Genomic DNA, 18,802 nt, shown 5'->3' with positions numbered 1-18,802 from the left:
CTGGTCAGGCCGCCGGTCGCCTGCCGGCGAGTACGGCGAGTCCACACAGTACCGCCACACCGATCACCGCGACCACGGCGAGCCCGGTCGTGAAACCGTGCCCACGCTGGACGAAGGTGCCGATGCTGCCGAGTACCGCGACCCCGAGCGCCAGCCCGAACTCGACGCTGGTCTCCGACAACGCCGATGCCGCACCTGCCCGGGCCGGCGGTGCCGCGCCGACCACGATCTCCGTGCTCAGCGCCATCACCGGCCCCAGACCGAGGTAGATGAGCATGAGACCGGCGACGAGTGGCGCGATCCCCTCTTCGGCCGGGGTCCAGGCCAGCACGGCGAAGCCGAGCGCCGACACCACCAAGGACGACGCGAACAGGCGGTGGACCGGGATCCGGCGAGCCAGCGCCGGAGCCGCGACCGACGTGAGGACCATCGCGACCGCGGAAGGCACCAGCCACATCCCGGCCACGATCGGAGACAAATCGGCTTCCTGCTGAAGATAAAGCGCGGCGAACAGATAGATCCCGGCGACGCAGGCGAGCGCGGCGAGGAGGATGAGCAGCGCGTTCCGGAACGGCCGCGCCGCGAACAGCCGGAGGTCGATCAAAGGCACGCTCAGCCGCCGCTGCCGCCGCAGGAACACGATTCCGGTGCCACCGCCGAGCAGCAGGGCGATCCCGCCAGGCACAACCGATCCTCCTTCCGCGAGATGCTTGATGCCGTAGACGATCGGCAGCACGGTCACCAGGGACAGGGCCACGCTCGCCACGTCCAGTTCGCCGGGTTCGGGATCGCGGTGCTCCGGCAGCAGGAACGGGCCGGCGAGCAGCAGCAGGAGCATCACCGGGACGGCCAGCAGGAACACCGAACCCCACCAGAACCACTCGAGCAGCAGCCCACCCGCCACCGGACCGAGCGCCACTCCGCCGGACAGGCCGGCGGACCACAGCCCGATCGCGACACCGCGCTGACGCGGATCACGGAACATGTTCCCGATCAGCGCGAGGGTGGACGGCATGAGCGTGGCGCCGGCGATGCCGAGCAGCCCGCGGGCGACGATGAGCAGTTCGGCCGACGGCGCGTAGGCCGCCAATACCGAAACGACCAGGAAGGCCGCCGCGCCGATCAGCAGGAGCCGTCGTCTGCCGACGCGGTCCCCCAGCGTGCCCATGGTGACGAGGAAACCGGCGACCAGGAAGCCGTAGGCGTCGGAGATCCACAGCAGCTGGCCCGGGCTCGGGGCCAGCTCGGCGGAGAGACTGGGAAGCGCCAGGTAGAGCACCGTGGCGTCCATGGACAGCAGTGCGGTCGGCAGGACGAGCACGGCGAGGCCGAGCCATTCCCGCGGCCCGGCGGAGATTTCGAGGTGTCGGTCGGACATGCCGTGACGCTAAAGTCTCACATAGATGTGAGAGTCAAGGGCGAGTCGCGGAGGGGCCGTGCGCATCAGCGAGCTGGAACGCAGGACCGGTGTCAGCCAGCGCTTGCTGCGTTACTACGAGGAACAAGGGCTGCTGCGGCCGGAGCGTCTCCCCAGCGGCTATCGCGTGTACGCCGAAGACGATGTCACCACCGTCGAGCACATCCGCAACCTGCTCGCCGCGGGACTGTCCACCACCACGATCGCCGATCTGCTGCCCTGTATGGGTTCCGCGGGCGGACAGCTCATCGCCGACTGCCCCGAACTGTTGCTGGACCTCCAGCGGGAACGCGCCAGGCTCAGTGCCGCGATCGCCGAACTGACCACTGCCCGCAGCACCCTCGACCAGGTGATCTCCACCGCGCCGCCCTCCGTCGAGCACGAGGCCGCCCGGTTACGTGGCCTCAGCTAGGGCGTTGTTCACGGGCGGCAACGTTCCGCGGTCGCCGCGGCCGTCTTCAACTCGGGAGCCTCCAGGATGGCCGCGACCGGGTCGAGCGCGCCGTAGGCGTCCTTTTGCGCGGCGATGAGCCCCTCGACGGCACGGTCCTGCGCCGCCGTGTCGTTCTCGCCCGCCGCGTCCAGATCCGCCTTCGTTTTCACGGTCTTGTCGCGGGCCGAGGTGTACTTCGCGAGGAAGTCCTGCTTCGCCGTGTCTCCGGCGGGAACCGGCGCCGCGGGCAGCGCGCGGAGACCGTCGACCGTCTTGGCCAAAATCGCCGCGTAGTGCCCTAGCTGGTCACTCGTGCTCTTCTTGACGGCCTCGACGGTTTCGCCGCCCGCCGACGTCATCTTGTTGTTGCCTTCGATGAACTCCTTGACCGCGCCGCAGAATCCGTTCATCCAGGTCACCGCGGCGGACGGCGCCGGATCGGGGGTGCAACCGGCCAGTGCCGTCGCGGCCAAGGCGATTCCCGCGATCCGGGCGAATGTCCTGTGGGCAGCGCGCATGTCCGTTCCCCTCTCCGCCGGCCGGTGTTCCCGCCGGCGCGAGGACTTTGACATGGCGGAACGAGCGCGGTCTGCGTCATCTGACTCAGAACGCTCGAACTCGTAACGTTCGAGGCACGGCGTAACAAGGCGCGGACAGGCGACGAGTACCGCATTACCCCTGTTCGCATCGAGGGCACCCAGCCGAAGAGGTAGCACCATGGCCATCAAGATCATCGCAGCGCGGCTCGAAGGTGGGAAGTTCCGCGAAAACATCACGAAACTGCGCTGGATCAACCCCGGCAACGGCGAGAGCTTCGTTTCGGCGATCGTGGCGTGGATCGAAGACGATGACGGGAAAGCCTATGTGGACGAGGGAATCCACCGGGTGACCGTGGAGATCATCAAGCCGACCTTCGGCCCGGAGTTCCTCCGCACGCGCGCGGACGGGATCTGGAAGAACAACCTGCAGGAGCTCCCCCGCTTCTGAGACCCGGTAATTCCGGTGACGTGGGCAAGAACGCTCTGTTAGCTTGGGCGAGCACTCCCGGTGCGCAGGTAACGGTTACTTCCTCTTCCACAGGAGAGACGCGGGTTCGAATCCCGCCGCGGGCTCCGGCCGGCGTCGACCAGCGGCCCAGGTCACTACGTCACCGTCACCGATTATTTCTCGGGAGCCCACAACTTCAGATGTGCCCGGTGCGCAGGAGACGGCTACTTCATCGTATTCCAAGGGTCGCGGGTTCGAGTCCCGCCCGGCAGCCATGCTGCCGGTAGCTCAGTCGGCAGAGCATTGGACAAGCACCGTCACCGACTTTTTCTCGGGCCGCATCCGGAGTCGAAGCTCCCCTCGAACGAAACGAGGGTTGAGGTGTCGAAGTTCAACACCGCCGGCACCCGCCCGGCGACCGGCTCACCGATCGCCGGTGAGCGAAGCCCCGGCGGCGTCACCCACGAAGGCGGCGACGGCTACCGGCGGGACACCAAGTCCGAACTGTTCCTGCTCGCGGTCACCAACATGGTCGGCGAGAACACCTTCTACGAGACGGGCGACGAACGCGACACGCGTTACGCCGACCTCGTCCGGAAGGCGTCGCTCGCCGACCCGGAATGGACAGCGCGTTTCCTGCGCTGGCTCCGCACGGAAGCGAACATGCGTACCGCCGCGATCGTCGGCGCCGCCGAATACGTCCGGGCTCGGCTCACCACCGCGACGGACGATCAGTCGTACGTCGCCACCACCGCGAACCGCGCCGTCGTCGACTCCGTGCTCCAGCGCGCCGACGAGCCCGGCGAGCTGCTCGCGTACTGGACCTCCTTGTACGGCAGGAAGATCCCGAAGCCAGTCAAGCGTGGCGTCGCCGACGCGGCCGTCCGGCTCTTCCACGAAAAGTCGTTCCTCAAGTGGGATTCCGACGCGCGCGCCTTCCGGTTCGCCGACGTCCTCGGCCTGGCCCACCCGGACCCGAAGGACGCGGTGCAGGACGCCCTGTTCAAGCACATCGTCGACGTCCGGTTCAACCCCGGCCGGGAAATCCCCGCCGAATTGGCGGTGCTCGGCTTCCGCGCGGAGGTCATGGCGTGGGACGAGGAGAAGCGCCGGGATCTGTTCCTCGGCCCCGAACTCGACACCGCGCGGTCGGTTCTCCGGCAGGCGGGCATGACGTGGGAGTCCCTGGCCGGCTGGCTCCAGGGGCCCATGGGCGCGCAGGCCTGGGAAGCCATGATCCCGTCCATGGGCTACATGGCGCTCCTGCGGAACCTCCGGAACTTCGACCAGGCAGGAGTGTCCGACAAGGTCGCCGAGCAGGTCGCGGCGCGCCTGGCCGATCCGGAGCAGGTGGCGAAGTCACGGCAGTTCCCGATGAGGTTCCTCTCCGCGTATCGGGCGGCGCCGTCGCTTCGCTGGTCGTACGCGCTGGAAAAGGCGATCTCCGAGTCGCTGTCGAATGTGCCTCGCCTCGCCGGACGGACCCTGATCCTCGTCGACACCTCGGGGTCGATGAACGCCGGTTTCAGCAAGGACGGCACGCTGATGCGCTGGGACGCGGCCGCGATCTTCGGGATCGCGCTCGGGGCCCGCTGCGAGACGGCGGATGTCGTGTCGTTCTCGAACGGCTACTACGGCGGCACCGGTTCGAAGGCCTTCGACGTGCGCGGCGGCGAGTCGCTGCTGCGCGCGCTCGACCGGTGGAAGAACGACGGCTACTTCATCGGCGCCGGCACCGACACCGTCGGTGCGATCCAGCGCCACCTGCGGCCGGAGCACGACCGGCTCGTGATCCTGACCGACGAGCAGCACTCGGCGGGCAACGTCGACCAGGCGGTGCCGAAGGACACGACGCTGTACACGTGGAACCTCGCGGGCTACCAGCACGGCCACTCGACGTCCGGCTACGGGAACCGGCACACCTTCGGCGGCCTGACCGACCAGGCCTTCCGGATGATTCCGCTCCTCGAAGCGGGGCGGAGCGCCGACTGGCCGTTCTGACCCACCGCGGCCGCCGGGGCGGACCGTCCTCATCGGACGGTCGCTCTCGGTGGCCGCCTTGCCTGATGTGGCGGCTCGCGGCCTACCGGGCGTGGCTGCTGTCGCTCGTCACCTGCTCGGTCGCGGTCCGGTCCGGGGTGGCGGCCTTGTTCGGCTGGCTGGACGCGTTCATCGCCACCTGGACAGCCTGCGAACGCCTCCCCCGCGCGTAACGACAAGCTTGATCAACACGAGTCAGGTCCCAGCCACTTCGCTCGAGGAGACAATGATCAGCGCCGCGGCCAGTCCGGTGGCCGAGCCGGGTGAGCGTGATCTGAGCCGTGAATACGCCTGAGCGTCCACTGCCGACCAGGCTTCCCGGCGCGCCTGGGAAAAGGTACTTCCGCTACCCCGCCCGCACCAGGAGGATCACGCCGACCTTCGTGAGAGCGTGCCCGCAATTGTCAGGTAGTCGTCAGGTTCCCCACCGTGCCTAGCCGGAAGAATGAACCGAGGCCGAGAGCACGCGAGGAGAGCGATGAGTGTAGAGAGCCCGAGCGCGAACGACGTCGTCGAAGACGTGTCCGTCTGGTTGGCCAGCGAGTTCTCGACGAAGTTGTCTCCGGTCGCGGTCGGCGCCATCGTCCGCGCCACCCACCGCGACCTTCGGGAACAGATCGTCCCCGAAGCGCTCGGCGAAATGCTGCACCGGATGGCACGGCACCGGATCACCCGTCTTGTCCAGGTTCTGTGATGCGTTACGAGCAGCACTGCCCGATCGCGCTGGCGGCCGAGGTGGTCGGCGAACCATGGACGCTGCTGATCCTCCGTGAACTTCTGCACGACAGCACTACTTTCGTGGATATCGCGAGAGGCGTGCCGGGCATGTCAACTGGGTTGCTGACCAAACGACTCCGGAACCTCGAAGCAGCGGGTATCGTCACCCTTCATCCGTCGGGGCGGCCAAGTAGCGCAGTGCTGACCGAGGCCGGCCGCGAACTGTCGGCGGTCGTCGAGCCCCTCGGCAACTGGGGTGCGCGCTGGTTGCCGCCACCTCGGCACGGTGACCTCAATCCGGCCTTGCTCCTGCGTGACATCGCGCGTGGGATCGACCGGTCCGGTTTGCCCCCGAACGCGGTGACGATCCATTTCCGGTTCGCCGAGTCGCCAGGACCGCGTTGGTGGTGGCTTGTTCTCTCGCAGTCCGTCGCCGCGCCGACGGTCCATGATCCGAGGCTGCCGCAAGCGATGCGGATCGACTGCACTCTGGGTGCGCTGGCCCGGGTCTGGCTCGGTCACACAGACTGGCTGGGAGCGCTGCGGGAGAAGGCCATCGTGATCACCGGACCTCGTGGATCGGTGCGCGAGGCCATCGCTTGGCTCGGCACGAGCCGCTTCTCCAGCAGCGGGAATCCTAGCGAGGTGGGCGCGCCGACGCTGTCCTCATAGGCCTGTTCGGTACTTGCCGCCGCGGAGCGGCCGTCGATGCCCACGACGTTCGCTGATGACTCCGAGACCGCGCTGAGACCCTTGGACGCGTCGATACCGAGGCCGGGCGGTTTGCCCAGGAATCGAACAGCAGGATGCACCCGGCGAAGACCGCGCAGGCGAGCCCGAGCAGCCACAACCCCTGAGTGGCCATCAGGACTCCGACCAGCACGGCGGGAACGGCGGCGAGCAGGCAGAAGGGATCCAGCCTGCCGAAAACAGGACGTCGGCCGTGACTCGAACTCATGGCACTCCCCTTGTCACTCCGGCCTGGGCCTCCAGTAACTCGGACGCTCGAAGCTCTGCGACTCTCGCCTTCTCCTCGGACTCTTCAGCGAGCTTTCGATGACGTATCTCCGCGAACGCGTCACCTCGGCGCCGGACGGCTTCTCCGCGCTCCCGCTGTCCCTCGGCGCGCCTGATGGCCGCGTAAGCACGCTGCACCTCGACCTCGTGCGCGATCGACCCGCGCGCGAACCGTCCTGCCCTGCCTCGGTACTCCGCCGCGATCGCGAGCTCGTCGTAGGCCATGTAGTGGCAGGCCGAGATCTCGGCGAGATCCCGTTGCTGTTGAGCCAATATCTGTTCGCCGTCTGCCACCAGTTCGGCAGCTCGCTCGAGGTACTTCCCCGCGACCTTACGCAGGCGCGCCGCGTCACACCGCAGCCGCTTCGCGCGCGCCACCCCGTCGTCGGCAGCACACCCGGTGGTCTGCGGTCCACTCAGGGTCATCGCCGGACGTCCGGTGGTCCCGTAAAGCAGCTCAGTGAGCGCCCTGCTCCGCAGCCTGACGGTTTGGGGCATCGCGTCTCCTCATTCATGGACCCGGTGTGCGGCGCACACCGAGCCTGTCACGGAGATGCCAGAGCCGACCTGACGAAAATCTTACGATCAATGCGGAGAACCGAGGGTCACGCCTGCACGCGGTTTGCGTCCGCAGCGCCCATACGGCATCTTTACGCGCGGAGCGCCGGGAAGTCTGGTCGGCACGACCCATCCACGAGGGGTGGGTCGTTCGACGTGGACGGGGTTTCCGTGACACTTGCCTTGGCGTTCGGTCTGGTGCTGTTGATCAGCGTGTCGCTCTCCGGACTCGCGGCACGCACCGTGCTGTCGACCGCACTGCTGTTCCTGGTGGCGGGCGCACTGATCGGGCAAGGCGGATTCGGCCTCGTCGAGATCCCCTCCAATGGCGCCTTCGTGACCGGCCTGGCCGATCTGGCGTTGTTCACCGTGCTGTTCACCGACGGCCAGCGCGCCGGCCTGCCCTCCCTGAAGGAAGGCTGGCGGCTCTCCGGCCGCGCGCTGGGCTTGGCGATGCCCTTGACCATGGTGGGCATCGCGGTGCCGACGCATTTCCTCACCGGTCTGGACTGGACGACGTCGTTCCTGATCGGCGCGATCCTGTCGCCGACCGACCCGGTGTTCGCCTCCGCGATCGTCGGACGGACGGATGTGCCGCTGCGGCTGCGCAGGCTGCTCAACGTCGAATCCGGCCTTAACGACGGCCTCGCGCTCCCCTTCGTGCTGATCTTTCTCGCGACCGCCGCGAACCGGGACACCGACTTCGGCGGCATCGCCATCGAACTCGTCGCCGGTCTCGCGCTCGGCGTCGCCATTCCCGCGGCCATCGCGCTCGCCTGGCGGCTGAAAGTCCTCACCGCGGAACCACGACTACAGGCCTTGGGGCCGTTGGCGGTCGCGGTGATCCTGTACGCGACCTGCCACCTCACCCACGCCAATCCTTACCTCGCCGCGTTCGCGGCCGGCGCCACACTGGCCACAATGGACCGGGTATCGGCTGAGCACTTCGAGCATTTCGGCGATCTGCTGTCCGAGACGACGAAATTCGCCGCTCTCCTGGTGTTCGGCGCGCTCATCACGCCGGAACGGTTGTCCCACCTCAGCGTCGGCGACTGGGCGGTCGCGGTTATCGCGATCGTGTTGATCCGGCCCGCCGCGATGATGCTCTCGCTGATCCGCACTACGTTGCCCGCCCGGGAACGCTCGGCCGCGGCCTGGTTCGGCCCCAAGGGCTTCGCCTCCGTCGTCTACGGACTCCTCGCACTACAAGCCGGGATCCCGGCGGGAGAGCATGTCTTCGACCTTGTCGCGATCACCATCGCACTGTCGATCGTGCTGCACTCCTCCACCGACGTCCCCGTCGCCAAAGCACTGCGCATCGAACCACCGGACAACCTGCCCACCGGACAACCGGACAACCGGAAAAGCTTCCGCAGAAAGAGAATTCCTGATGGGAGGCATCACCCGCCCTCGTGTTCGCGTTGCTGTTCATGGTCCTGCTCGGCGTCATCCCCAGGCGTTACTGGTACCTGCGGCTGCCCGCCGTGCTCGGCTGGGTCCTGGTCTGGATCGACAGCGCGTTCACCGGTCACTGGACCGATTCGCTGGGCGTGACTATCACTGGCTTCAGCCTGCTCTGGCCGGCCTTGACTTGGAAGCGTGCCCGTTCTGGCACTGACCAGGACAGGTGACTCGTCAATGTTTTTCGGCGTGCACGGTTCGTTCCAGGTCTGAGACCGGCGTGGCCCGCCCGGACGGCCGGACGTACCGGGCGGTGAGTTCGCCGGAGCCCACTTGCTCGAGTTCACGCCAGCCGTACTCGGCGAGAAGCCGGTCGACGTCGTCCGGGTTCAACCCGAACCGCCAGATCCGGTCTTTCCCGACGAACTGCCGGTGCAGGGCATCGGCGCCGTACATCGCGGTTCCGTCGAGAAAGTCCTTACGCACGTAGGTGAACAGCAGCCGACTTCCGGAACCGGCCTTGGCCAGGACATCGAGCGTCTTGCGGACACCGGCCTCAGTCAGATACTGGGTCACTCCTTCCCAGACGAACAGCGTGACACCGTCCGGCCGGTATCCGTGTCCACTGAGGACGGTCTCCAGGTCGTCGTTCTCGAAGTCGATCGGGACCAGTGTCACCGCGTCCAGCACCCGGATCCGTTCACGCTTGGCCTCGACGTTGCCAGGGAGGTCCACTTCGAACACCCGGACCCCCGCGGGCACGGCCAGACGACACGCGCGCGTGTCCAGACCGGCACCCAGTACGACCACGGCGTCGACATCCGCGCGCAGGTCCTCGGCGAACTTATCGTCCAGATAGCGCTTGCGGCAGGCGATGCCACCCCAGATCCCGGGCGCCTTCTTCTCCGACGCCGCGACCAGCAGATCCCGGATCACCCGCCACCTGGCCAACCCGGCCAGGAATCGCACCGCCGCGGGAAGAACCTGGATCGCCATCTCGTCCTGAACCAGGCGCCGCGGGGCGGGATGGTGCTGTTCCACCGCCGCGATCACCATCGGCCCGACCGCGGTCCCGGCCACTGTGCCCGTCATCGCCATTCCCCCGTCTCCTGATCAGGTCAAATCCGCTACTCGTTCGACCTCGGTGGTCCGTCCGGCGACGATCAGCACGTCGCCCCGGTTCACCACGGTGTCCGCGGTGGCGTAGGTGAAGCCCTCACCAGGTCGTTTGACCCCGACCACGGTGACGCCGTACTTGGCCCGCAGCCGGCTGTCACCCAGCTGCCGCCCGACCGCCTCTTCCGGCGCACGGGTCTTGACCATCGCGTAGTCGTCTTCGAATTCGATGTAGTCCAGCATCCGCCCGGTCACGAGATGAGCCACGCGTTCACCCATCTCGTGTTCGGGGAGCACGACGTGGTGCGCGCCGATCCGTTCGAGAATTCGGCCGTGCTGACGGCTGATCGCCTTGGCCCAGATGTTCGGGATCTCGAAGTCGACCAGCAGCGCGGTGGTGAGAATGCTGGCTTCCAGATCGGTGCCGATACCGACGACAGCACGGAAGAACTGATGCACGCCGAGCTGCCGCATCACGTCCGGGTCGGTGGTGTCGGCGACGACGGCGTGGGTGAGGTCGTCGGCGTGCCGCTGGACGATCTTCGGGTCCGAGTCGATCCCGAGCACCTCCGACCCGCGAGCGACGAGCTCCGACGCGAGCGAGCTGCCGAACCGGCCGAGACCGATCACGACGACACGGGAAACCTGCTTATCCGACAATGGGTCGCTCCTCGGGGTATTCGTAGCGCCGCGCGCGTTCGCGCAGTGCCAGTGCGGACGCCAGCGTGATCGGGCCGAGTCTGCCGAGGAACATCAGCACCATCAGCACGATCTGGCCGGAGACGGGAAGCTGCGCGGTGATACCGGTCGACAGGCCGACCGTGCCGAACGCGGACGTCACCTCGAACAGGACATCGTCCAAGGCGAACGAGGTGACCGACAGCAGCACCAGGGTGCCCGCCACGACGGCACCCACACCGAGCAGGGCGATGGTCAGGGCCTGGCGCTGGACCTGGTCGGTGAGCCTGCGGCCCATGACGTGCACGGTCGGTTCGCCGCGGATCTCCGCGTAGATCACGTATCCGAGCAACGCGAACGTGGTGACCTTGATGCCGCCCGCGGTGCCCGCGCTGCCTCCTCCGATGAACATGAGGATGTCGCTGACGAACAGGGTGGACGGCTGCAGCTGGCCGACGTCGAGGCTGTTGAACCCGGCTGTGCGCGGCATGACACCGTGGAAGAAGCCGACCAGGAGTTTGTGGTGGACGTCGAGCTTGCCGAGGGTGTTCCCCCATTCGAACAGCAGTACCGCCACGGTCCCGATCAGCAACAGTCCGAAGTAGACGGGCACGGTGATCTTCGTGTGCAGTGACCAGCGCCGCCGGTGACGTCGCCGGATCACCTCGAACAGCACCGGAAAGCCGAGCCCGCCGGCGATCACCGCGACCATGATCGGCACACAGATCCAGGGGTCGGTCGCGAACCCGATCAAGCTGTCGGTGTACAACGCGAAACCCGCGTTGTTGAACGCCGACACCGCGTGGAAGACCCCGAGATACACCGCGCGCCCGAACGGTTCGCCGTATCCGGCGGCGAACCGGATGGTCAGCGCGGTGGCGATGATCGCCTCGATGCCGAGGCTGACGACGATGACACCGCGGATGACCGTGCGGACGTCACCGAGCCCGAGTGTTTTCGTCTCGGCCTGGGCGGTGAGCTGCATCCGCAGCCCGATCCGTCTCGACACCAGCAACGTCAGCAGCGAGGCCAGGGTCATGATGCCGAACCCGCCGACCTGGATGAGGCCGAGTACGACGAGCTCGCCGAACGTCGACCAGTAGGTGGGGGTGTCCACCACGACGAGGCCGGTCACGCAGATCGCCGACACGGCGGTGAACAACGCGCTCACCACGCTCGCGGACTCACCGGACTCGGTCGCGACCGGCAGGCTGAGCAGGAGCGTGCCTGCCAGGGTCGCCATCCCGAAGCCGAACACGACCGCCCGAGCCGGGTGCCGCCAGCTGGGCATCAGCCGCCGCCACCACGGCGAAGCACCGAGGAACGAGTTCACCACGGCCCACCGCGAAGCTCGATCGGTTTCCGGATAGTCACGAAGCCGCCATCGCGGCGGTGAGCTGGCCAGGCATGATCGGTTGGTGCCCGACGTAGTAGAGCACCGTCCCAGCGGGGAGAGCGGTCTGCCACGGTGGGCTGATCAGCAGCTGGTCGGCGGTCCGGACGGCGAGCACGGTCGCACTGTGTCTCCAGCCGAACGCCGCCTGGCAATCGCCGAAGGTCGAGGGCTCGGTCAGCCGTAGCGTGTAGGTGTTGCCGCCGCCGTGGGTCATCAGCTCGGCGTAGACCTCGGTGATACCCGGTGCCTGGATCTCTTCGGTCACCATATGCGGGCTGTGCCATTGGACGCACCGGATTCCGTCGTTCACGTAACGGAAATGCGCCTCCTTGGCGAGGTCGCGAAGGGCGACCACGATATGCGCGCCTGCCGCGACATGATCGACGGTGACCGCGACGGCCAAGGCCTCGTTGTCGTCCCGCGCGTCGATCAGTACGCTGTTCGCCCGGTGCACACAGGCACGCCGCAGGACGTCGTCCTCGGCGAGATCACCACGGACGAAGCCGATACCGCGGTCCGCCATCGGGTGGGTGTCGACCTCGTCCCACGCGGCGAGCACGATCGGACGGTCCCCACCCGCGACCAGTTCATCGACGATGCGCTGGGTCCGTCCTGGCGAGTACCCGAGCACGACGACGTGGTCTTCGATGTCCAGCGTGACCGCCCCCTGCATCCGGCGCCCTTTCGTCTTCTCGATGATCTCCGCCAGCTGAGCGAACACGGTCGTCAGTGTGACGATCCCGCCCACGATGACATACACACCGATCACGTGCCCCCACGACGACTCCGGATAGAAGTCGCCGTATCCCACCGTCGCGGCGGTGACGACGAACCACCACCAGTAGTTCTCCGGTTCCGTGATCGGGTTGTCCGATGGCTCGGCAAGCAGCATCAGCGGCCAGCTCGTCACGAAGACGAACACGATCACGACCAGCGGCGGCAACCCGGTCCGCAAGCGTACGAACTTCCGCAGAAGCCGCATGAGGATGATCGGCACGCAACTCTCCCACCAGCACGAACCCGCCCATGTCGTGGGCCACCGTAGCTCTTGTCCGGACGATCCGGACGTAACAACACGAAACCGCTCACCTCGGGGCCACCCGCAGAATCCGTCGGACTCTGCAACCGCACCAGAGCTATTTTTGCGATATTTTGACGACCATCGCGCGCTCGACCTGGGGCTATCAAAACCACGTCAGGAACCATCGACGCATGCGGACAATTCAGGCGTGTCTCACTAGGGGCCTCGCGGAGGTCCCGAATGCACGGTCAGACACTGGTGGTCGGGTTTGGTGTCACCGGCTCCAGCGCTGCTTGTCACTTGCTCGCCTGTGGCGCTGACGTCGCTGACCTCGTCGTGCTCGATGCCGACGCGGACGCCGTCCGGTCGGCCACCGAACTGGGCGCCAGTGCGTTCCAAGGCGACGGGACCGATCGCCTCGCGCTCGCGCGGGCGGCCTCCGTAGAGGTCGATCGGATCGTCATCGCCTTGGTACCGGATCAAACCGCGGTGATGTCGACGATGCTGGCACGCGAGCTGTGCCCGTGCGCGATGATCGTGACCGCTGTGCGCGCAGACGCACACGTGCCCATTGCCCGCCGCGTTGGCGCCGACCACGCGGTGGTCACCGCCGAGGCCGCCGGCGGCGCCTTGGCTGGAGCTTTGCTCGAACGTCGCCGTCCGGCGCGTACACCGTGGGCGATCGCTCAACGACCGGCCCGGGCATCCGAGGTGGGGCGCGAGCTTCGGGACAGCGACCCCACCGCGGTCGGACTGATCCGCGACGGCCGCCGTCACTGGGGCGCCCACGCAGCCGGACTACGCGTGGCGCCTGGAGATCAGATCGTGCTCCTGCGGACCCACACCCTCACAGAAAGCTAGGCCGCGCCGTCCATGCCCAAGTTCGCCTCCATCGCCAAGCGTCTCCTCGTCGGCAGGTCTTTCCGTAGCGATCGCCTGTCCCACACGCTGTTGCCCAAGCGGATCGCGTTGCCGGTGTTCGCCTCGGACCCGATGTCGAGCGTGGCTTACGCACCCGAAGAGATCCTGTTGATGCTTTCGGTCGCGGGGGCGTCGGCGTTCGTGTTCAGTCCCTGGATCGCTCTTCTGGTCGCCGTGGTGATGATCTCGGTCGTCGCCTCCTATCGGCAGAACGTCCGCGTCTACACCTCCGGCGGTGGCGACTACGAAGTCGCCACGGTCAACCATGGCCCCCGATGGGGTCTCGTGGTCGGCAGCGCCCTGCTCGTCGACTACGTGCTGACCGTGGCGGTGTCGATCGCCTCCGCGGCGGCCAACATCGGCTCGGCCGTGCCCTTCGTCGGGGAACACAAGGTCGAGTTCGCCGTCGGCGCGATCCTGGTGCTGACGGCCATGAACCTGCGCGGTGTCAGAGAATCGGGCACCGCGTTCGCCATCCCGACCTACGCTTTCGTGTTCGGCGTCCTCGCCATGATCGTCTGGGCGCTGGTGCGGGTTTTCGTGGTGGGTGACGAGATCCGGGCGGAGAGCGCCGATTTCACTCTGGTCGAAGAAGGCGGGCATCTCGCCGGTCTCGGCTTCGCTTTCCTGATCCTGCGCGCGTTCTCCTCCGGCAGCGCGGCCTTGACCGGGGTCGAAGCGATCAGCAACGGCGTCCCAGCCTTCCGTAAACCGAAGGGCCGCAACGCCGCGACCACGCTGCTGATGATGGGCGTGCCCGCGATCACGATGTTCCTCGGGCTGATCATGCTTGCCCGGCTCACCGGCGCCCAGGTCGCCGAAGACCCCGCGCACCAGCTGATCGGCGCTCCGGAGGGCTACGAACAGAAGACGCTGATCGCCCAGCTCGGCAACGCGGTGTTCGCCGGTTTCCCGCCGGCGAGCTGGTATGTCATCTTCTTCACCGGACTGATCCTGGTGCTGGCGGCCAATACCGCGTTCAACGGTTTCCCGGTGCTCGGCGCGATCCTCGCTCAGGACCGCTTCCTGCCCCGTCAGCTCTACACCCGCGGCGACCGGCTGGTGTTCTCCAACGGCATCGTCTTCCTCGCTGCAGCCGCCATCCTGCTCGTCGTCGCCTTCGACGCCGAGGTCACCCGGCTCATCCAGCTCTACATCGTCGGCGTGTTCATGTCGTTCGTGATCAGCCAGAGCGGGATGATCCGGCACTGGAACCGGCGGCTGCGCACCGAAACCGACCCCGCCGCGCGCCGCCGGATGCGCCGCTCCCAGTCGATCAACGCCTTCGGCTTCTCCATGACCGCCCTGGTCCTCGTCGTCATCCTCGTCACCAAGTTCACCCAGGGCGCGTGGATCTCCCTCGCCGCCATGGCCGCCATCTACCTGCTGATGACCGCGATCCGCCGCCACTACCAGCGCGTCGGCGACGAACTCCACGACAGCGACGAGGACGAGCCGATCGTCCTGCCTTCACGCAACCACGCGATCGTCCTGGTCTCGAAACTGCACCGCCCCACCCGCCGGGCACTGGCCTACGCCAAAGCGGTCCGGCCCGACGTACTCAAGGCGATAACCGTCAACGTCGACAACCAAGAAACCAACGAACTCCTCGACCGGTGGGCCAAACAACCCTTCTCCATCCCGCTCAAGGTCATCGAATCCCCCTACCGGGAAATCACCAAACCGATCCTCGACTACGTCAAACGCATACGCACCACCAATCCGCGCGACGTGGTCACCGTGTTCATCCCCGAATACGTCGTCGGGCACTGGTGGGAGAATCTGCTGCACAACCAGAGCGCACTACGGCTCAAAGGACGACTCCTGTTCCAGCCCGGCGTCATGGTCACCAGCGTGCCCTGGCAACTCGACTCCTCCACCAAGGTCCGGCATAGGTCCGAACTCGCTCCCGGCTCGATCCGCCGCGGCCTCTACACGAAGGACACCAACGGCGGAGACCGGCACAAACCGTGAGCCTATTGGCACACCGGGATTCGTCTGACCGGTCCAACGCCGTAGAGAAAGCATCAAAATACGGCGGTGCGGCAGCACATCGACCGTGCCCGTCGCGCCAGCACGCCTATCGTCTAATGCCGACTATCCCAACGGCGGGAAAGGGGGCCCACGGCCGGTGCCCGACCACCCCACAGCAGAGCTGGCCTGGCTGGTCAGCCAACCCTGCGCGGTCGAGATCCTCGACGTCCTCGCCGAGGCGCCCCGCCCGCTCGCGGACCTGCACCGGCGGCTGAGGGCGACTCGCCGGACGATCCACTCGGCACTGCGCGTCCTCGCCGCGGCCGGGGTGGTCCGCCGCCGCGATCACTGTGGCAGCTGGGACAGCCTCCCCCCGCCCTCGACCCGCTATGAGCTCACCCCTACCGGCCGCGAATTCACTCGGCAGCTGAATCGGGTCGAGGTCTGGACCACGCTCTACGAGCACTATCTCGGTACTCCGACCACCAGGAAAAGGACGAAGACCATGTGGGCACCGATCTCCATCGTGCTTCTCCTCGCCTGCCTCGGAAACATGGCGCTCGGCCATGCCGGGCACGCGATCGTGTTCGGCATCGCGTGGCTGGTGCTCGTCGCCGCGGTGACGTATCGGGCAGGCCACCGGACCACCTGACCACCCACGCGGCGAGGGGGACGAGAGATGAAACTGCTTCGGCTGTCCGAGATCGATGCCTCGATGATCGATCTGGTGGGAGGGAAGGCCGCCGGGCTCGGTGAGATGATCAAGGCGGGCGAGCGTGTACCGGATGGCTTCTGCTTGACCGTCGAGGCCTATACGTCGCGAGATCTCCCGAAGCAGGAGTTGCTCGACGCCTACGAGCGGCTCGGCGGCGGCCGGGTCGTGGTGCGTTCCAGCGCCACCGCCGAGGACTTGCCGGACGCCAGCTTCGCAGGACAGCAGGACACCTTCCTCGACGTCGACGGGGCCGCCGCACTCGTCGACGCCGTTCGCAAGTGCTGGGAGTCCCTGCATTCGGATCGGGCGGTGGCCTATCGGGCCACCGTCGGTATCGACGACGTCGCGATGGCGGTGGTGATCCAGCGGATGATCGACCCCGTGGTGGCCGGTGTCCTGTTCACCGCCAACCCGATCACCGGTTGCCGCACCGAGATGGTCGTCGACGCCGCCCCCGGGCTGGGGACCGCGATAGTCGAGGGCACCGTCGTTCCCGCTCACTACGTCTTCGGCCACCGTGCGCGGACCATGCCGCACCAGGACGAGGGATGCCTCGACACCCGGCAGCTCGAACTGCTCCGGGACGCCGGTCTGCGGCTGCAACGGCATTTCGGCTCGCCGCAGGACATCGAATGGGCGATCGATTCCGACGGCGTGCTGTGGCTGGTGCAGTCCCGGCCGATCACCACCCTGTTCCCGCTGCCACCGGACACCGGCGATAACCGGCTGTACCTCGAGTTCGGCCACATCCAGGGGATGCTCCGCCCGTGCACGCCGATGGGGATCTCCTTGCTCAAGACCGGATCGGCGATGTGGTTCCAAGCAAACGGCGTCCGAAGCGACCCACGGGATCCGCTACCCCGGCTGGTGCCGATCGGCGGGCGGCTCTACTTCGACCTGACCGACTTCGTCCGCAGCCAGGCCATGCGCAAGCGGCTGCCGACGTCCCTGCAGGTGTACGGGCCACGAGTGCAGGGCGCCGTCGAGCGCATGCTGACCGATCCACGCTTCGCCCCGCGGCGCGGCTTTCCGTTCCGGACGAGCAACATACTCAGGGCCACGGCGAAAGTGGCGCCGAGCGTGATCACGGGGTTCGCGGCGGGCTTGGCCCGCCCGGACGCGGCGCGCGCCCGCGCTTACCGGGCGGTGGAGGAAATCCGGCGCTTGACCGTACCGCCCCCGGACTCGGCGACCACTGCTGAGCGGCTGAGATGGGTCATCGAGGACTCGCATCGAGCGATCATGAGCCACGGCATGCTGGGGCTCACGGGGCCTTTGATGGCCGGGATCGTCCTCGGGATAGCGCCCTCCGGCCTGCTCAAGGGCATCGCCACGGACGAGGAGCTGGACATCGTCCTTGGCGGAATGCCCCATAACGTGACCACCGAGATGGATCTCGCCCTGTGGGGCCTCGCGGTGAACGCGCGACAGCACCACGGGCTGTTCCTCTCCACCCCACCCGGCGAACTGGCCGCGAAGTACCGCGCCGGGCGACTGCCCGACATCGGGATGGCCGGATTCCTGGACAAGTACGGCATGCGCGCCGCGGCCGAGATCGACGTCGGCATGCCCCGCTGGGACGAGGACCCGGCGCCCCTGTTCGCCACGATCGCCAACTACCTCCGTGTCGACGACCCCGAGCAGGCATCCGACCGGCGATTCCGCCAAGCCGCGCGGAAGGCCGAGGCGATGATCGAGACGCTGTCCCAGCGAGCGCGGCACCGGCGTCCGGTCCGCGGCAGGGTCGCGACGTTCCTCATGCGCCGCTCGCGCAAGCTCACCGGCCTGCGGGAGATCGGGAAGTTCGCGTGGCTGCCCGCGATCCAAGCGGCTCGCCGGCAACTCCTCCTCGTCGGCGACGACCTGGTGTCGCGTGGCCTGCTGGAACGCGGCGACGACATCATGTTCCTTTCCCTCGCCGAAGCACGCGCGGCCGTCCACGACGCGACCGACCACCGTCACCTGATCGCCGCGCGCAGCGCGGACCACCGGCGAGAACTACGACGGCACACTGTTCCCGGCGCCTTGCTCTCCGACGGGACCGACGTGGAAGCCCTTGCCCCACCCGGGCCCGCCGAAGACGGCGTACTGGTCGGGATGGCAGGCGCGGCAGGCCAGGCGACCGGGAGAGCGCGCGTGATCCGCGACCCGGTCGGCGCGTACATCGAGCCGGGCGAGATTCTCGTGGCACCGTCCACCGACCCCGGATGGACCCCGCTGTTCCTGACCACGGCCGGCCTGGTCACCGAAACCGGCTCACCGGTCGCGCACGGCCCCACGGTCGCCCGGGAATACGGCATTCCTGCCGTCATCTGCGTCCGCGACGCCACCCGCGAGATCACCACCGGCCAGCTGATCTCCATCGACGGAACCGCGGGCACGGTACGGATGATCGACGACGACTGACGCCA

General features: G+C 67.4%; 18 protein-coding genes and 1 tRNA gene. 12 read left to right on the top strand and 7 right to left on the bottom strand.

What is annotated here, in order from left to right; genetic code table 11:
• Positions 1-4 precede the first annotated feature (4 nt).
• Positions 5-1,378, bottom strand: coding sequence for an MFS transporter (locus AC069I_RS21885; protein WP_478227367.1), 1,374 nt, complete (start codon positions 1,376-1,378; stop codon positions 5-7).
• Positions 1,379-1,436: 58 nt separating this feature from the next.
• Between AC069I_RS21885 and AC069I_RS21880 the strand changes: the two genes are divergently transcribed.
• A complete protein-coding gene (locus tag AC069I_RS21880; protein ID WP_340684016.1) occupies positions 1,437-1,829 on the top strand; it encodes a MerR family transcriptional regulator in 393 nt (130 codons plus the stop codon).
• An 8-nt stretch (positions 1,830-1,837) separates the two neighbouring features.
• Here the strand turns inward: AC069I_RS21880 and AC069I_RS21875 are convergent, their stop codons facing one another.
• Positions 1,838-2,368 carry a hypothetical protein gene (locus tag AC069I_RS21875; protein ID WP_478266290.1) on the bottom strand — a complete coding sequence of 177 codons (531 nt, stop codon included), beginning with the start codon at positions 2,366-2,368 and terminating at the stop codon, positions 1,838-1,840.
• Positions 2,369-2,567: 199 nt separating this feature from the next.
• Between AC069I_RS21875 and AC069I_RS21870 the strand changes: the two genes are divergently transcribed.
• The 6 genes from AC069I_RS21870 to AC069I_RS21845 all read left to right on the top strand — a co-directional run bounded on the left by AC069I_RS21870 (position 2,568) and on the right by AC069I_RS21845 (position 6,266).
• A complete protein-coding gene (locus tag AC069I_RS21870; protein ID WP_478266289.1) occupies positions 2,568-2,837 on the top strand; it encodes a DUF3892 domain-containing protein in 270 nt (89 codons plus the stop codon).
• Between the two features lie 59 nt (positions 2,838-2,896).
• Positions 2,897-2,959, top strand: a tRNA-OTHER gene (locus tag AC069I_RS21865).
• A 259-nt stretch (positions 2,960-3,218) separates the two neighbouring features.
• A complete protein-coding gene (locus tag AC069I_RS21860) occupies positions 3,219-4,838 on the top strand; it encodes a TROVE domain-containing protein (RefSeq protein ID WP_478235249.1) in 1,620 nt (539 codons plus the stop codon).
• A gap of 65 nt (positions 4,839-4,903) precedes the next feature.
• Positions 4,904-5,050 (top strand): hypothetical protein, encoded by a 147-nt coding sequence (locus AC069I_RS21855; protein WP_478227371.1) that lies wholly within the window; start codon positions 4,904-4,906, stop codon positions 5,048-5,050.
• A 305-nt stretch (positions 5,051-5,355) separates the two neighbouring features.
• Positions 5,356-5,571 carry a hypothetical protein gene (locus AC069I_RS21850; RefSeq protein WP_478227372.1) on the top strand — a complete coding sequence of 72 codons (216 nt, stop codon included), beginning with the start codon at positions 5,356-5,358 and terminating at the stop codon, positions 5,569-5,571.
• Positions 5,571-6,266: a winged helix-turn-helix transcriptional regulator gene (locus AC069I_RS21845; RefSeq protein WP_478227373.1), complete on the top strand. Its 696-nt coding sequence runs from the start codon at positions 5,571-5,573 to the stop codon at positions 6,264-6,266. Before AC069I_RS21850 ends, AC069I_RS21845 begins: the two co-directional genes overlap by 1 nt.
• 282 nt (positions 6,267-6,548) lie before the next feature.
• Here the strand turns inward: AC069I_RS21845 and AC069I_RS21840 are convergent, their stop codons facing one another.
• Positions 6,549-7,109, bottom strand: a complete 561-nt coding sequence (locus AC069I_RS21840) for a hypothetical protein (protein WP_478266288.1) — start codon at positions 7,107-7,109, stop codon at positions 6,549-6,551.
• Between the two features lie 231 nt (positions 7,110-7,340).
• On the opposite strand from AC069I_RS21840, the gene AC069I_RS21835 reads away from it, so the two are divergent.
• A complete protein-coding gene (locus AC069I_RS21835; RefSeq protein WP_478266287.1) occupies positions 7,341-8,723 on the top strand; it encodes a cation:proton antiporter in 1,383 nt (460 codons plus the stop codon).
• 81 nt (positions 8,724-8,804) lie between these two features.
• On the opposite strand, the gene AC069I_RS21830 is transcribed toward AC069I_RS21835, so the two are convergent.
• From AC069I_RS21830 to AC069I_RS21815, 4 genes are read right to left on the bottom strand one after another with little or no spacing between them, the layout of a single operon-like run.
• The gene (locus tag AC069I_RS21830; protein WP_478227377.1) at positions 8,805-9,662 is read right to left on the bottom strand and encodes an SAM-dependent methyltransferase; all 858 of its coding nucleotides are present in this window, start codon (positions 9,660-9,662) and stop codon (positions 8,805-8,807) included.
• A gap of 21 nt (positions 9,663-9,683) precedes the next feature.
• Entirely contained in the window at positions 9,684-10,346 is a 663-nt protein-coding gene (locus AC069I_RS21825) for a potassium channel family protein (RefSeq protein ID WP_478227378.1), read from the bottom strand.
• A complete protein-coding gene (locus AC069I_RS21820; protein ID WP_478227379.1) occupies positions 10,336-11,697 on the bottom strand; it encodes a TrkH family potassium uptake protein in 1,362 nt (453 codons plus the stop codon). Before AC069I_RS21820 ends, AC069I_RS21825 begins: the two co-directional genes overlap by 11 nt.
• 37 nt (positions 11,698-11,734) lie before the next feature.
• On the bottom strand, positions 11,735-12,757 hold the full coding sequence (locus AC069I_RS21815) for an ion channel (protein WP_478227380.1): 1,023 nt from the start codon (positions 12,755-12,757) through the stop codon (positions 11,735-11,737).
• A gap of 264 nt (positions 12,758-13,021) precedes the next feature.
• Here AC069I_RS21815 and AC069I_RS21810 point away from each other — a divergent pair, with 264 nt between their 5' ends.
• The 4 genes from AC069I_RS21810 (at position 13,022) to AC069I_RS21795 (ending at position 18,797) form a co-directional block, all read left to right on the top strand.
• Positions 13,022-13,642 carry an NAD(P)-binding protein gene (locus AC069I_RS21810; protein ID WP_478227381.1) on the top strand — a complete coding sequence of 207 codons (621 nt, stop codon included), beginning with the start codon at positions 13,022-13,024 and terminating at the stop codon, positions 13,640-13,642.
• A gap of 12 nt (positions 13,643-13,654) precedes the next feature.
• Positions 13,655-15,676, top strand: coding sequence for an APC family permease (locus AC069I_RS21805; protein WP_478266286.1), 2,022 nt, complete (start codon positions 13,655-13,657; stop codon positions 15,674-15,676).
• Positions 15,677-15,833: 157 nt separating this feature from the next.
• A complete protein-coding gene (locus AC069I_RS21800; RefSeq protein WP_478227383.1) occupies positions 15,834-16,328 on the top strand; it encodes a helix-turn-helix domain-containing protein in 495 nt (164 codons plus the stop codon).
• 27 nt (positions 16,329-16,355) lie between these two features.
• A complete protein-coding gene (locus AC069I_RS21795) occupies positions 16,356-18,797 on the top strand; it encodes a PEP/pyruvate-binding domain-containing protein (RefSeq protein WP_478266285.1) in 2,442 nt (813 codons plus the stop codon).
• Positions 18,798-18,802 lie beyond the last annotated feature (5 nt).

The sequence above is a fragment of the Amycolatopsis sp. NPDC043885 genome, from assembly GCF_056435685.1.
Note: the sequence above shows the minus strand (reverse complement) of the source record. Positions and strands in the feature narration are given on the sequence as shown.